The sequence below is a fragment of the Bacillus sp. CGMCC 1.16607 genome (assembly GCF_042683745.1).
Taxonomy (GTDB): Bacteria; Bacillota; Bacilli; order Bacillales; family Cytobacillaceae; genus Pseudoneobacillus.
This window is the reverse complement of sequence record NZ_JBHUJX010000022.1, coordinates 80,759-95,796: the sequence shown is the minus strand read 5'-3', so window position 1 is coordinate 95,796 and position 15,038 is coordinate 80,759. Positions and strand designations below refer to the sequence as shown.

17 protein-coding genes are annotated in these 15,038 nt (G+C 35.5%); 7 read left to right on the top strand and 10 right to left on the bottom strand.

Features of this window, described 5'->3' with window-relative positions; translation table 11 throughout:
• Nucleotides 1–54: 54 nt before the first annotated feature.
• From ACFSO7_RS15460 to ACFSO7_RS15450, 3 genes are read right to left on the bottom strand one after another with little or no spacing between them, the layout of a single operon-like run.
• Nucleotides 55–816 (bottom strand): iron ABC transporter ATP-binding protein, encoded by a 762-nt coding sequence (locus tag ACFSO7_RS15460; protein WP_377878229.1) that lies wholly within the window; start codon nt 814–816, stop codon nt 55–57.
• Nucleotides 813–1,763, bottom strand: coding sequence for an iron chelate uptake ABC transporter family permease subunit (locus ACFSO7_RS15455; RefSeq protein ID WP_377878228.1), 951 nt, complete (start codon nt 1,761–1,763; stop codon nt 813–815). The genes ACFSO7_RS15460 and ACFSO7_RS15455 overlap by 4 nt, the downstream gene beginning before the upstream one ends.
• Nucleotides 1,756–2,706, bottom strand: coding sequence for an ABC transporter permease (locus tag ACFSO7_RS15450; RefSeq protein ID WP_377878227.1), 951 nt, complete (start codon nt 2,704–2,706; stop codon nt 1,756–1,758). The genes ACFSO7_RS15455 and ACFSO7_RS15450 overlap by 8 nt, the downstream gene beginning before the upstream one ends.
• 255 nt (nt 2,707–2,961) lie before the next feature.
• Here ACFSO7_RS15450 and ACFSO7_RS15445 point away from each other — a divergent pair, with 255 nt between their 5' ends.
• The 3 genes from ACFSO7_RS15445 (at nt 2,962) to ACFSO7_RS15435 (ending at nt 6,409) form a co-directional block, all read left to right on the top strand.
• Nucleotides 2,962–4,479: an ATP-binding protein gene (locus ACFSO7_RS15445; protein ID WP_377878226.1), complete on the top strand. Its 1,518-nt coding sequence runs from the start codon at nt 2,962–2,964 to the stop codon at nt 4,477–4,479.
• A gap of 13 nt (nt 4,480–4,492) precedes the next feature.
• Complete coding sequence (locus ACFSO7_RS15440; protein ID WP_377878225.1) at nt 4,493–5,008, top strand: hypothetical protein; 516 nt, start codon at nt 4,493–4,495, stop codon at nt 5,006–5,008.
• Between the two features lie 141 nt (nt 5,009–5,149).
• Nucleotides 5,150–6,409, top strand: coding sequence for an MFS transporter (locus ACFSO7_RS15435; RefSeq protein WP_377878224.1), 1,260 nt, complete (start codon nt 5,150–5,152; stop codon nt 6,407–6,409).
• Between the two features lie 136 nt (nt 6,410–6,545).
• Here ACFSO7_RS15435 and ACFSO7_RS15430 read toward each other — a convergent pair whose 3' ends face one another.
• Nucleotides 6,546–7,475, bottom strand: a complete 930-nt coding sequence (locus ACFSO7_RS15430) for a GNAT family N-acetyltransferase (protein WP_377878223.1) — start codon at nt 7,473–7,475, stop codon at nt 6,546–6,548.
• Between the two features lie 146 nt (nt 7,476–7,621).
• Between ACFSO7_RS15430 and pdxR the strand changes: the two genes are divergently transcribed.
• Nucleotides 7,622–9,082 carry a MocR-like pyridoxine biosynthesis transcription factor PdxR gene (gene pdxR, locus ACFSO7_RS15425; RefSeq protein ID WP_377878222.1) on the top strand — a complete coding sequence of 487 codons (1,461 nt, stop codon included), beginning with the start codon at nt 7,622–7,624 and terminating at the stop codon, nt 9,080–9,082.
• A gap of 53 nt (nt 9,083–9,135) precedes the next feature.
• Complete coding sequence (locus ACFSO7_RS15420) at nt 9,136–9,360, top strand: hypothetical protein (RefSeq protein WP_377878221.1); 225 nt, start codon at nt 9,136–9,138, stop codon at nt 9,358–9,360.
• Between the two features lie 41 nt (nt 9,361–9,401).
• Here ACFSO7_RS15420 and ACFSO7_RS15415 read toward each other — a convergent pair whose 3' ends face one another.
• From ACFSO7_RS15415 to ACFSO7_RS15395, 5 genes are all read right to left on the bottom strand, one after another.
• Complete coding sequence (locus tag ACFSO7_RS15415; protein ID WP_377878220.1) at nt 9,402–10,127, bottom strand: ABC transporter permease; 726 nt, start codon at nt 10,125–10,127, stop codon at nt 9,402–9,404.
• On the bottom strand, nt 10,120–11,040 hold the full coding sequence (locus tag ACFSO7_RS15410) for an ABC transporter ATP-binding protein (protein ID WP_377878219.1): 921 nt from the start codon (nt 11,038–11,040) through the stop codon (nt 10,120–10,122). The genes ACFSO7_RS15415 and ACFSO7_RS15410 overlap by 8 nt, the downstream gene beginning before the upstream one ends.
• An 85-nt stretch (nt 11,041–11,125) precedes the next feature.
• Nucleotides 11,126–12,139 (bottom strand): sensor histidine kinase, encoded by a 1,014-nt coding sequence (locus ACFSO7_RS15405; RefSeq protein WP_377878218.1) that lies wholly within the window; start codon nt 12,137–12,139, stop codon nt 11,126–11,128.
• Entirely contained in the window at nt 12,129–12,842 is a 714-nt protein-coding gene (locus ACFSO7_RS15400) for a response regulator transcription factor (RefSeq protein ID WP_377878217.1), read from the bottom strand. Before ACFSO7_RS15400 ends, ACFSO7_RS15405 begins: the two co-directional genes overlap by 11 nt.
• 66 nt (nt 12,843–12,908) lie before the next feature.
• The gene (locus ACFSO7_RS15395) at nt 12,909–13,415 is read right to left on the bottom strand and encodes an NUDIX hydrolase (RefSeq protein ID WP_377878216.1); all 507 of its coding nucleotides are present in this window, start codon (nt 13,413–13,415) and stop codon (nt 12,909–12,911) included.
• Between the two features lie 176 nt (nt 13,416–13,591).
• Here ACFSO7_RS15395 and ACFSO7_RS15390 point away from each other — a divergent pair, with 176 nt between their 5' ends.
• Nucleotides 13,592–13,942, top strand: coding sequence for an ASCH domain-containing protein (locus ACFSO7_RS15390; RefSeq protein WP_377878215.1), 351 nt, complete (start codon nt 13,592–13,594; stop codon nt 13,940–13,942).
• Between the two features lie 11 nt (nt 13,943–13,953).
• Complete coding sequence (locus ACFSO7_RS15385; protein WP_377878214.1) at nt 13,954–14,394, top strand: hypothetical protein; 441 nt, start codon at nt 13,954–13,956, stop codon at nt 14,392–14,394.
• Nucleotides 14,395–14,584: 190 nt separating this feature from the next.
• Here the strand turns inward: ACFSO7_RS15385 and ACFSO7_RS15380 are convergent, their stop codons facing one another.
• Nucleotides 14,585–15,022: a hypothetical protein gene (locus tag ACFSO7_RS15380; protein ID WP_377878213.1), complete on the bottom strand. Its 438-nt coding sequence runs from the start codon at nt 15,020–15,022 to the stop codon at nt 14,585–14,587.
• Between the last annotated feature and the right edge of the window lie 16 nt (nt 15,023–15,038).

The window sequence follows — 15,038 nt, the reverse complement described above, 5'->3', positions numbered from 1 at the left end:
CTTTTTTGAATTTGAAAATTGTCGCTTAAAGCTGAGTGCCTTCCGCATTTCAAGTTATGAATTAAAGTAAACACAAATTCTACAACTACCCATTTCTTGGATGGGAATATCCATATCATAAATTTCCTTTAATGCTTTCGATTCGATGATTTCTTCTGTTGGTCCGTTTTTTACAACTTTCCCATCTTTCATAGCCACGATTTGATCAGAATACACAGAAGCAAAATTAATATCATGGAGTACGATGACTACTGTTTTGCCAAGTTCATCGACAAGACGGCGCAATATTTTCATAATCTGAACAGAATGCTTCATATCCAAATTATTCAATGGTTCATCAAGTAAAATGTAGTCCGTATCTTGGGCAATTACCATTGCTATAAATGCTCTTTGGCGTTGCCCACCCGATAATTCATCCAGAAATTGATCCTTCATCTCTGATAAATCCATGTATTGGAGAGATTGATCGACGATTCGTTCATCATCATCCGTTAAACGCCCCTTCGAATAAGGAAATCGACCAAAGGAAACCAATTCACGAATGGTTAGTCTTACATTCATATAATTGGACTGTTTCAAAATCGATACTTTTTTCGCGAAATCATTTGACTTCATTTTTCGAACATCAGATTTGTCGATAAGCACTTCACCAGTATCCGCATCTAATAGACGGCTTACCATCGATAGTAAAGTAGACTTCCCTGCCCCATTGGGTCCAATAAAGGATGTAATTTTCCCTGGCTGGATATCCACTGTTACATTTTCAACAACGGATTTCCTCCCATATAGCTTTGATAATGACCGAACTTGAATCATGCAGATTTCCTCTCCCTTAGCAGTAAGTAGATAAAGTAGACACCACCGATAAAGTTGATTATGACGCTAAGTGTTGTCGAGAAAGTAAAGACACGTTCAACCACCCATTGTCCACCTACAAGCGCAATTATGCTCATAACAACCGCACCACTTATTAACACTTTGTGTTTATATGTTTTGAAAAATTGGTAGCTAAGATTAGCTACAATTAAACCAAAGAAAGTAATCGGACCTACTAATGCTGTTGAAATGGAAATGAAAATGGCGACGATAATAAGCATTCTTTTAACAATAGCATCGTATGGAACCCCAAGATTAATCGACAACTCTCTACCTAAAGATAAGACATCTAAATATTTAACATAGCGCCAAGCATAAATCATAAGTAAACATACAAGACCTAAGGCAATCCACACTAAATCCGAGTTAATATTGTTGAAACTCGCAAACATGCGATCTTGAACAATTTGAAACTCATTCGGATCAATAAGAACCTGAAAAAAGGTTGAGATACTTGAAAAAAAGGTTCCGACAATTATTCCAATAAGTAATAAAAAATAGATCGGCTGGTTGCCATTTTTAAATAAGAAACGATATAACAATAAAGCAAAGATAATCATCGCTGTAACGGAAAGTAAAAAGTTTACTTGTTTATTCACAATAATCATATGGTCTGACCCAAGAAAGAAGATAATTACTGTTTGTAACAATAAATAAAGCGAATCAAGACCCATAATACTTGGTGTTAATATACGATTATGGGTTATTGTCTGGAAAACGACAGTTGAATAGGCAATAGTTAAACCAGTTAATGCCATCGCCAGCACTTTTATAACACGCCTCGGCAAGGCATAATCAAAGCTTCCATTTAATTCATGAAATAAGTAGATGGCAATACATCCTGTAGCGATCAATACGAGGATTACCATTTTCATAATGTTACGCATACGCCTTCCTCCGGAAAAGTAAATATAGGAATATACCACTTCCGATGACACCTACCATGAGACTGATCGAGATCTCATATGGATAAATAAGGACCCTCCCTAAGATGTCACAAACAAGAAGGAAATTTGCACCTAATAGTGCCGTATGTGGTAAAGTTTTTTGTAAATGATCGCCTTTAAAAATAGAAATGATATTTGGAATAATTAAGCCAAGAAAAGGGATAATTCCTACAGTTAACACGACCGTTGCCGTAACAAGAGCAACGAGTACAAGTCCTATATTCACTACCCGTCGATATGAAAGACCAAGATTCTTCGAGAAATCTTCCCCCATGCCCGCTACTGTAAATCGATTAGCGTAGAAGTAAGCAAGGATTAATACAGGAATACTTATGTATAGTAGTTCGTAGCGGCCCTTCATCATCATCGAAAAATCACCTTGCAGCCAGGCAGACATATTTTGGATGACATCTGCTCGATATGCAAAAAAAGTCGTAACAGATGACAAAATATTACCGAACATGAGTCCGACGAGTGGAATAAATATCGCATCTTTGAATTTGATTCGGTCCAATATTTGCATAAATAAAAACGTGCCGGCAAGCGCAAATATAAAGGCAACCGCCATCTTCTCGAGCATGGTTGCGTTAGCAAACAATAGCATGGAAACTAAGATCCCAAGTCGAGTAGCATCCAATGTTCCGGCCGTTGTTGGCGAAACAAATTTATTCCGACTGAGTTGCTGCATGATCAAGCCAGCAATACTCATACCTGCACCTGCTAGTAAGATCGCAACAAGCCTAGGTACTCTGCTTATTAAGAAGATTTGTGTTTTCTCTGATCCAAAGTCCAACAGATCTAAAGGTGTTATGCTGCTAACTCCTACAAAAAGAGAAAACGCTGAAAAGACTAGTAACGCAAGTAGTAAATATCGTTTCTTCATGGCTGTCCCCAACATTTCTATTATTCTAGCTTTCTCATTAAGTGATATTGAAATTCATTATCACTTACAACGTTGATTATAGCACGGTGAGAATCATTGTCAATTACAATTGAGAATATTTTTCATTTATTTTCAATATTAACCAATATAGAGCTGTAAAGGAAAAAATCTCTGAGTCCTGTATTAGACTGCAACGTTTTTTTCTATAAAATATAGTAAAATAGTCTTAACAATATTTTAAGGGGAAGATTCCTTTTGGCTTTTAAGAGAACATTTAAATCTGGTGGGAAGAATTTACTCATCTATTTATTCATAACTTTACTACCTTCTTTAACTATTAGTTACATTCTTGGACTTAGCAAAGTTGATGATATTGAGAGACAATATAATAGTAAAGCGGAATGGTATGCAAATTTTCATGCGATGAATATTGAGAATTTTCTCAGTGAAACCGTTGGTCGTTTGGAAATGTTAGCGACCTCGATTAAAGTTCAGGACAAAAACTTAGACGAAATAGAAATGATTCTTCAAGAAACTCAAAGTAAGGATTCACGATTTTCCGGTTTTTATTGGTCTAACACAAAAGGAGATTTATTGGTTAGTTCAGTTCCCTCTTCTTCTTTAGTTAATGTTTTTGACCGCGAATATTTTCAGCAAGCTATAGGAACGCGGAAAACAAGTATATCTGAGCCCCATATTGGCCGAGTCACAGGAAGATTTATTATTACCATCGCCACACCTGTTGTGGATCAAGGACAAACACAAGGTGTTCTCTTGGCAAGCTTGAGATTAGATGAAATTGAAGAAGCGATTCATAGTTTAATAGAAGAGGAAAAGATTAACGTAACGGATCAAGATAATAAAATCTTAATTGAGACGGGTTCTAGTAATCTTGGAAAACATCCAATCATGACTCATGTCCCTCTCTCTCTAAAACCATGGAGTGTTACGGCTATTGTTATCCCTGAAAAAAATGATGTTTTTCTGATCGCCTTTCTACAGTACTTTATAATCGGTTTCATACTATCAAATATATTGTATTTATTATCCAAATATATTCTTCTGCAGCGTAATGTGAAAAAGGAAAAGGAACAGACCGAACTACAAAAACTTGAATTAATCGGAAACTTAGCTGCTAGTACAGCGCATGAAATTCGAAATCCATTAACGGGTATTAAAGGATTAATTAAACTTTTAAGTGAGGAAAATTCCGATAAAAAATCGCAAACTTATTACGAAGTAATTCAAATGGAAATTGATCGCATAAACTCGATTGTCAGTGAATTACTCGTCCTTGGAAAACCAACAGCTAATACGTTAATGCCTTATCATGCCAATGACATTCTAGCTGAGATCGAACCTCTACTTCAATCTGAATCCAATTTCATGAATGTGAAACTAACTATTCATTTTTCGAAAGATATTCTGCTTATTTCATGTGTGAAAGATCATTTAAAACAAGTCATTTTAAATCTTTCTAAAAATGCTTTACATGCCATGCCAAATGGTGGTAATTTAACGATTACTGTAGAAAAACACTTGGAATTTTGCGTGATTAAAGTAGAAGATACAGGTGTTGGGATGCCTAAAGAATTATTAAGTCAAGTATTTAATCCTTTTTTTACAATGAAAAAGGATGGTTCTGGCTTAGGATTGACCGTTTGTAAACGAATCATTAACACATATAACGGTGACATTACAATAGACAGTGCCCCAAATGTAGGGACTAAAGTCGAGATTACACTGCCGATGTTGCAAAATAGTATAGATTAGAGGAGTCCTTTCTGTGGAAAAATCACAAGCAATTACCTTATCTAAATTATTGGATGAATGGGCAAAACATCCTTCTATTACCTACGAATTGAGCAAACTAGAAACGGTTAGAGATCAACTCCATCAATTTCATCAATGGTCTAATGGGAAACCATTAGTTGCAGGCTTCCATGTAGCAAAACTTGGGATAAATAACTATTATTTTCTACTCATTGACTGGCATCGGAACGATAACTATTACTTAGTCATCTATTCCGGAAATAAATCAAGAACACTTGCTGAAATCCAACACATTGTTGAGAAGGATGGAAAACCTTATTTTCACTGGAAATACAATCCATTAAAACGAGACGGTAAAAACGAGCAACGAAAAGCCTATTTCAAACAGGTTTTTGGCTCATTATTGTTAGAAATCCCATTACCAAGTTCACTTGATCAAGTTGAAGACTTTTTTGATCATGTGTTAATGCTTTGTTCCAATCGGACAAAGGCAGATGGGATTGTAGAAATTTTCCCATTGGAATATTGAAATTCTTTTTGAAAACACCCAATATACCCTATAGGTACATTGGGTGTTTTTTGTTTGTAAAAAAAGGGTGAAGTTACAAAATTCTTAATTTTCCAAACGGATTTTCCTGTACAATATAGATAGAAAGGGGTGCTAGTTCTTATGAAAGGTTTTACAAAAGAAGAAAATAGTTGGGTATTCTATGATTGGGCCAATTCGGCGTATTCCATTATTATTACGACAGCTGTTTTTCCGCTTTTTTATAAAGCGGCAGCAACAAATGCTGGAGTCAGTACTGCAAACTCAACTGCTTATTTAGGCTATACCATTGCCATTGCAACTTTTATTTTGGCTATGATTGGACCCATATTAGGAACAATTGCTGATTATGAAGGAAATAAGAAACGTTTTTTCAAGTTCTTCTTTGCACTTGGGGTATCAGCGACAGCTTTACTTGCCTTTATTCCAAGTGAACATTGGCTGCTATTATTAATATGCTATACGGTTGCGGCGATTGGATCAACTGGGTCAAATGTGTTCTACGATGCCTTCCTTGTGGATATCACAACGGAGGAACGGATGAACCGAGTATCATCTCGTGGTTTAGGGTTCGGATATATCGGTAGCACAATCCCATTTATTATTAGTATTGTCATAATCATTTTAGCACAAAGCGAAACAATCCCTATTACTGTTACAATAGCTAGTAAAATAGCGTTTCTCATTACAGCAGCTTGGTGGGGATTATTCACTATCCCATTATTTAAGCATGTTCATCAACGATATTATATCGAACGTGAACCGAATCCTGTAGCCAATAGCTTTAAACGTCTCGGGAAAACGTTAATAGAAATCCGTCAATATCGTGCACTCTTTTTATTCTTACTAGCTTATTTCTTTTATATTGACGGAGTTGGTACGATCATTTCAATGTCTACAGCTTATGGAAGCGATTTAGGGATTAGTTCAACCAATCTTCTAATCATATTATTTGTTACTCAAGTGGTTGCTGCACCGTTTGCTATTTTATATGGTAAACTGTCTGAAAGATTTACTGGGAAGAAGATGCTTTATGTTGGCATAATTGTTTATATTATTGTTTGTATTTATGCTTATTTTTTAAAGACAACTTTAGATTTCTGGATTTTAGCCATGCTTGTTGCTACGTCGCAAGGCGGAATTCAAGCGTTAAGCCGCGCATATTTCGCCAAGCTCATTCCGAAAGAGAAGGCGAATGAATTTTTTGGTTTCTACAATATTTTTGGGAAATTCGCTTCGATTTTAGGACCGCTATTAGTAGGTGGAACCGCTCAATTAACTGGGAACTCGAGCAGTGGTGTATTTAGCCTTGTCATACTATTTATTATTGGACTAATTATTCTCTCTAGAGTACCTGAACCAAAAATGAGTGTTAACACCTGAGCTCAATGTACCTTTTTAAGTAAAAAAATAGTCACCCGTCCTATTCACGAAGGATGGGTGACCATTTTTTACAATCTTATCACTAACTGTCGAATTCTTTAACGAAGCTCTTTGGATATCAATAGGAATGTATTGTTTATGAAAGTTCTTTTAGATAAACAGCAGTTTGTGAATCAGGAGTCATTCCTACTCGTTTATATAGACTGTGAGCATTCGTTAAACTATCTGAATCTACATACAATAGGATCGTTCTTTGACCAGCCTGGTACGCTTCGTGAAACACATGTAACAGCATAACCTCCCCGATTCCTTGTCTTCTCCATGTTCGTTTGACACCTAATAGATCAATAAATAAGCCATCATCCTGCATCCTACTCATTAGGAAGGCAACAGGTTGCGAATTGTTCCAAACGATATACCATAAATTAGGATCATAATATTCTCCCTTTTTCTGAATAATCCATTCAGAAAAATTCTTTTTAGAATATCCCCAAGAATCTCGAAATGTTTCATCGTATATTTCAAAAAGCGTTTCTTCATCCTTATCAGGTTGAAAGGAACTGATTGTCAATCCTGCTACAAGGTTTGGCATTATAGGTTGCTCATCCAATTTGATTACCATCCGCTTGTAAAGACGGCTAAATTGGTACCCCCTTTCTTCAACTAGTTTCCTAGCTTTGGCATTTGTAAAAGGAATTTGGTTCATCAGCTTTTGATCACCTTTTCTTCCTTTAGCAAGCATGACTGCTCTTTCCTCCACTTTTGTCAGCAATAAAGAACCAATCCCTAGATTTTTATTATCGGGGTGTACAAAAATACAGGTGTCCATTCGGTCTTCACCCGTCATTTCTAAAAACGCATACCCTACAATCTTATTATTGGTTGTAAGCACAACCCATGCATCTGTTTCAATTTTAATAGAATTCCACATATCTATTATGTCGGAAAGTGTGATATCCGGTACTCCAATTTCTTCTATATCACATAGTGCAATTAAATCCATGATTTCTTGTGCATCCTCCATTTTCGGGTTTTGTATACTAAATTTTTGAAGTTCTGTATTCATTTTAATGACTCCTTTTCTATAGGACGATTGATTTAATTTAATCATAATCTTATTTTTATCGTTTTGGACCAACCATTTGAAAAATTCTTTACCAACCAATCATGTATTATTATGATAGACGTATAGTAGAAATTGTGAGGAATATTATGACTATCCAAATTGATTGGAAACCTGATAAAGCATCAGTTACTCCAATATATATACAAATCAAGGAATTTATTAAAACAAAAATTGAGATGGGAGAATGGACAGTCGGAACAAGGATCCCTTCTCAGCGTAAGCTTGCCCATTTATTTGAAGTAAATAGAAGCACAATTGTACTCGCATTAGAAGAACTGATAGCGGATGGATTGTTGGAGGGACAAAGCGGCAAGGGAACACAAGTCAAAAACAATGTATGGTCTCATTTATCAAATGTCCCCCCGACTGATTGGAACCAATATGTTAGAAAGGGTACCTTTCAAGCAAATTTACCTACAATCCAGGATATTCACAAAGTGGAGCCACTTCCCGATATAATCCGATTAGGTACAGGTGAGCCTTCTCCCGAATTGTTTCCTAAGGCCATGATGACTGAGATTCTTCAGCGGATGTCTAAAAGTATTCAGTCTCTTGGATATGAAGAAGAAAAAGGTTTATATGCATTACGTGAACAACTAAGTATTTATTTAAAATCGTTCGGGATCAAAGCTTCACCATCATCAATCTTAATTGTTTCGGGTGCGATACAAGCACTACAACTCGTTTCCATTGGATTATTAAGAAGAGGCTCTTGCGTATTTTTAGAAAAACCATCCTATTTAAGTTCCCTTAATGTGTTTCAATCTTCAGGAATCAAACTGCATGGAATACCGATGGATGCTTCTGGACTTCAAATCGCTAATTTGAAACAGTTAAAAAAGCAACAAAATGCTTCATTACTTTATACTAACCCTACTTTCCACAACCCTACCGGTAATGTTATGTCTTTAGAACGCAGAAAAAAATTGCTTCAGGTCTGTGCAGATGCTGAACTTCCTATTATTGAGGATGATGTTTATCGAGAACTATGGCTGGACACTCCTCCACCACAGCCATTAAAAGCTTTCGATAATAATGGATCTGTCTTATATATAGGAAGTATGTCAAAAGCCTTAAGCCCTGGGCTTAGAATCGGTTGGGTTATTGGGCCTGAGCCCGTTATTAATCGGTTAGCCGACATAAAAATGCAGACAGATTATGGAGCAAGTTCCCTGTCGCAATTGGCAGTAACCGAATGGATCTCTAGCGGGATGTATTATATACACCTTGATAAAATGCGTGAAGCTTTGCGAATTCGAAGAGATGTAGCAATCCAGGTCTTAGAAAGAGAATTTGTTGGAATCGCAGATTGGACTATGCCGTCCGGAGGTTTTTATATTTGGCTAAGCCTTCCTACTTCTGTATCACCAAGAGAACTCTTTGAATCGGCACTAAATGAAGGTATTTTGTTGAATCCTGGGAATTTATACGATCCGCAATCTATGAATCATCTAAGGCTATCCTATGCATACGCTTCTATAACACAACTGAAAACAGGCTTGAAGAAACTTGCCGAAATTATACGGAAACTACTGGATAATAAATAAAAGAATGGGGAAGCTTTATGATGTATGGATAAATTTTAGGAGGATTGTTTATTTTGGATTTATATAACAATATGGAATTTGAGATTAAGAGCGATTTTATGCCGAATATTAGTAAATCGGAGACATTAAAGGTACTAGAGATTACAGAAGGCGGTAGTGTTGTTATTCAAATGCACAACTCCAATTGTCGAGGAGTCTTTCCTTTAGATAGCTTTCAGTATTGGATTAAGAAAAGTGCGTTAGTTCATATTAATGACCAAGAGAAAAAAACTTCTTAAATAAAAAAGCACTGGTCCCATAACCAGTGCTTTATGGTACCTTAATGAATATCCACCTTTTTAAAATAGACAATGGTCGCGATCAGTCCAATGACCGAGGTTCCAGCAATAGCGATATAGGAATATTCTGGTGGGTACGTTGGAAGAAGGGTATTGTTTGCAATATCCCCCGCTGCGGCCCATGGAAATAGACCTCTATGTTCGGAATAACCTGACATGACATTGATTAAAGTAATGAGAATCGTAAAAATGATCGGTGGAACATAATTTTTCATAACAAGTGTGATTAGAATGACAGGTGGAGAAAGGATAAATAACAAACCTCCACCGATACTAAATTGTTTGATTGATTTGAAGATTAATGAACGGCTTAATCCATCGAACTGAAATAATATTCCTAATAGGAATGTCAGACCCCAAGCAACAAACGTTAGTAACATAATCCAAATAAATAGGAGTAATAACTTACTTATAATAAAATTGAATCGTGAAACAGGAATCGTAAGAAGATTTTTCAACGTGTTTTCTATATATTCACGATTAAATAGATAAGCTGTTACCACCCCATAAAGGGCAACCCCAATAACTAATACCGTATACAAATTCGCTTGAAAAAAAAGCTCCTCAAATTTTATAGGTGGCGTTGGTTTATGGAAATAGCTTGCGACTACTACCATAAATGGAACGACTGCTGCACCAATTACACTAATTAATAACATGGTTGAACGTTTTAACTTTAGGAACTCTGTAAAAAGCAAATTAACCAATCGTCCCACCCCCTACTAATCTAGTAAAGTAGTCCTCTAATCGGTCTTCACTCATTTTAATCTTTAACACTTCTATATCATTTTGAACAAATACTTTATTAATTTTCCCTTGCTGTCCTAAGTGTGAATATACTCGGATATTTCCCTCGTCATGTACTTCATAATCAAAAATATCAAAGTGATTCTCTAAAAGCATCGTCGCTCTATTGTCATTAGACACTTGAAACTCTAAATATTTTCGATTTATTTTTCTCAGATTATCAAAAGCAATCTCTTCAAGGAGCTTTCCTTCATGAATAATTCCCATATGATCTACAAGCAATTCAATTTCAGAAAGAATATGGCTTGAAATGAGGATAGTAATATTTCTTTCTTTTGCAAGAGATTTTATCATTCTTCTCATTTCTTTTATTCCTATTGGATCTAAGCCATTTACCGGCTCATCTAAAATTAACAGTTCAGGATAGTGAAGAAGGGCTCTTGCGATTCCTAATCTTTGCTTCATACCTAATGAATACTTCCCTACAAGCTTTTTTGTTTCATTTTGGAGTCCGACAATCTCTAAAGCCTCTTCTATCGCGTTTTTCTTTTTAACTCCCATGATTTTCGCATTAATCTGAAGATTTTCTCGTGCTGTAAGATTTTCATAGAATCCAGGGACTTCTACAATCGACCCAATTCGACTAAGAATCTCCTTCTGATTCTTAAATAAATTTTCTCCAAAAATTTCAATTTGTCCATGCGTTGGTTTAATTAAACCTAAAAGCATTCGAATAGTGGTAGTTTTTCCTGCTCCATTTCGTCCAAGAAAACCGTAAATTTCTCCTTGATTGACTGTAATATTAAGATGATCAACAGATTTTTGGGTTCCATATATTTTCGTTAAATTGGTTGTTTTTATAATAGCACTCAATGCGGATACCTTCTTTCAATAAAGCTTATGTACATATAATAATCAGAAGGTTTTAACTGCCTCTGAACTATTTCTTAATAGTTCCTTAATTGCGTTTAGATTTAGGGAATGATACGATAAATGTTGTTTTTTCCCATGGAATGCTTTCTACCCATATGGATCCACCATTTTTTTCGACTAACACTTTTGAAATGGCTAATCCCAACCCGCTACCAGCTATTTGTGAATTTCTTGATGGGTCTACCCGATACATTCTTTCAAATACATTCTCTAAATCAGCTTTAGGAATCCCAGGACCTCGATCCCAAATATGTATTTGATATTCAGCCCTTGTTACACTCAAGTCTATCCCTAAAACCTTCCCTTGTTTTCCATATTGCAACGCATTCTTTACTATATTGCTTATAATTCGTAAAATGCTTATGCGATCAGCTAGAACAGTGTATCTTTCATCAGGAATATTCACTTTGAACTCTATTTGATTTCGTTTTAATTCAGGTAGAAACTCAATTAATAACCCTCTTGTCATTTCAGCTAGATCTATAATTTCTAGTTTCATCGGAATTTCATCCGCATCTAATTTGGCCATATTAAAGATTTGATCAATCAATTCCTTTAAGCCATTTGATTTTTTAGAAATAATTTCAAGGAATTCATGCCTTTCAGCTTCTGAGGTAGCAATCCCATCTACGAGAGCATCGACATATCCAATAATCGATGTAAGCGGTGTTCGAATATCATGTGAAATACTAGAAAGAAGGCTTTTTCTAGCTTCCTGGGATTTAATTGCCTCAATATAAACTTGTTCATATTTTTCAATTAAGTCATTAAGTGAAAAAATCACTTCATTTAAAGCACTGTCATGGTTGGCAAATATTCTCGTCTTTAAGTTTCCATTGATGGATCGTTTGATTTCAACATCCATAGATTTAAGACGATTAATCAACTGAAATCTTTTCATTAATAAAATAATTGATAGGATAAAAAGAATGATGAATAAAATACTTTCGTACATCCCTAAAGGCAGGTTGTAAATGACAAGTAATGTCATACACACGAGTTGTAGGATTATTAATATCGAAACCTTATCAATCCTCATCCTTCTCACCTGAGAACTTATATCCTATCCCCCATACTGTTTGAATGAATTGTGGATTCGAGGGATCTACCTCGATTTTCTTTCTAAGCTTTCTAATATGGACCATGACAGTATTATCATCTTCTATGTACTGACTGTCCCAAACATTACGGAAAAGCTGTGTCTTCGTAAAGACCTGTTCAGGCTGTGATGCGAAAAATTTTAACAGTTCCAATTCTTTAGCTGTTAAGGAGATTTCCTCGCCTCTTACTAGAACTGTGTATTTTTTTAAATCAATAGATAGACCTTTATATTTAATGATTGTTTTTTCATTTGAAATCCCGTCGCTTCCTAAAATCATATAACGCCTCATTAACGCCTTCACCCTAGCAACTACTTCATTGATACTAAAAGGCTTTGTAATATAATCGTCGGCACCGATACTTAATCCTATGATTTTATCAATCTCATGATCCTTTGCTGTAAGCATAAGGATGGGAATATTCGTTTTCTCTCTAAGCCTTCGGCAAACCTCTATTCCATCTACTTTAGGCATCATCAAATCTAGTATGATGAGATTGTATTTATTTTCGTTAAATAGCCGAAGAGCCTCTTCCCCATTTACCGCGATGTCTACTATGTATAGCTCTCTTTCTAAATATCTCTTTACTAAGTCCCTAATTTCTTTATCGTCATCAGCAATTAACACACTAATTTTATCCATTTTTCTCCCTACTTCTTTCTATCTTAAAAAATCTATTTTATCTTCTTGGTATATAACTCAATCAAACTATTTTAATTGATATTTCTCTTCAGCCACTTGAAATATGTCTTTAATATACTGATAGCTGTGGAATTTTCCATGTTCGATCATTTCCACGATTTCTTGACGGGTTGCCCATTTTGCATCGCTTACTTCTTCTAGCTGCAGTTTACAATCTGCTATTTCAAAATCTTGTTTAATTAACCACACGTCACTTATACTGTCATTCTTCATTATAGTAAAAACCACTTGTGCGTTTGTCATATCTGCTTTAATTCCGATTTCCTCAATTACTTCGCGCTCACAGGCTTTGTAACTATCATCTCCTGCAATGGCTGCTCCACCAGTTACCGCCCATATATTTGGATTGGATTTTACCTTACTTGATCGCTTTTGAATCAAAAAATCTCCTTTACGATTTACAATCCAGACATGAACGACAAGATGGTATTCATTTTCTTCCAGTTTTTCTCCTCTAACAATTGTCTTACCTGTTTTTTCTCTCATCTTATTATATATATCCCAAATTTCCATTGTTGTCCTCCTCATATAACTGTTCAAGTATTGATTACTTCTCTAATTTATTCTTTTTTCCTGCTAATTTCATTCTATAAGTTGCGAAAACAAAGAAAATCAGGTCACTAAATTTTTATCTTAAGCAAAATTATGATAATGTTTATAGGAAACTAAATAAAGGAGGAATTTTTATTATGACAAACCAACATGAAAACCAAACATTACCACCAAAAACATGTACAATTGAGCGCCTTATTACCCTTCCTGCGGATATTAAACTAGTCCTTGAAGGCAAAAAAACGGCTACTCGTCGTAACGGTAGATATGCAGATGTAGGCGAGATCATGACTCTTGAAGGACATGACTTTGTTGTGGATAAAGTATATTCTCAAGCACTTGGTGAGCTAACAGATGAGCATGCTAAACAAGAAGGTTACGAAACTGTAGAAGACTATAAACAATCCATTCTTTCCTACCATCCTGGAATGCCGTGGTTACCACAAATGAGAGTTTGGGTACATGAATTTAGCCCCGTTCAGAAATAGTATGTTGAGAAATGGATATATTTTATCGAATTCTTATTTATCTTCACGTTAGTAGCGTTATCCTTTCTGTTGGGCCATTTTTCATTCTGATTCCCATTGTAAAAAAGTTGAAATCAGCTGAATATCAGGTTCAACAGGCTTACATAGATATTTTTGGGATTTCCATCAGACTTGTTAAACATGCGGGTCATGTTCTAGTTGGATCAGGAGTCTTATTGATTGCCTATGGTCCTTGGACATGGGCTACTTCTTGGGTTATCGCAACACTTGCTGTAATGTTCGGTTCCGTATTTTTTCTTGCACGCGCCTTTTCACCGGTATTGCGTAAATTTAACGATCCTGATGTAGATAAACTACATCTAATTGAAAAATTATCACGATCTGTTTGGATCTATCTTTTTATTCTTATGATCATGCTTTGGTTCATGGTCGCGAAACCAACTTTGTGGTAAGAAAGAAAAGCGCAAGCGCCTTGATTAGCCCCGACAAGCAAATGCTTCGCCACCCGGAAAGTCGTTCTTTGACTTTTTGGGTGGCGAACATTTGACCTCGAGGGGCTAGGCGCTGGAGCTGGACATTTTTCGAATTCCAAAAAAGTTATACTTTCCTAAAAAAAGTCAGCTTCCGCTGACTTTTTTAAACTTATTTTTTAAATAAATTGATTTCAATATCATCTGAAAGTGCATTTATGATCTCTTTGACATCTTCATGATTGGCAGAACCTTTTTTAGCTTTTTTTTGTATAGTCATAATAACTTTTTTTCTTTCCTTAAGCTTTTTCACAGCTATTTTCTTAGCCTGTTTTACTAGAAAGGGAGCGTCTTCTGTTTCAAATTCATTCATCACTTTAGATAGTTCATTAATTTCATTAACGATTAGTTTCTGATCGTTTGAAGTTAAAGATTCCTTTTGTTCAAGCCTTTCCATTTTATTCTTTGTTTCAGTAAATTGATCTCCAAGAGTCTCTGCTGTTTCTGTAAATTGATCTGATTTGGAAGCTGAAAAATCAAGGTCAACAGAACATCCTGTTAACATGAAAGCTAGTACCACCATTGATAAATACATCATCATTTTTTTCATTTATCCATCCACCCTT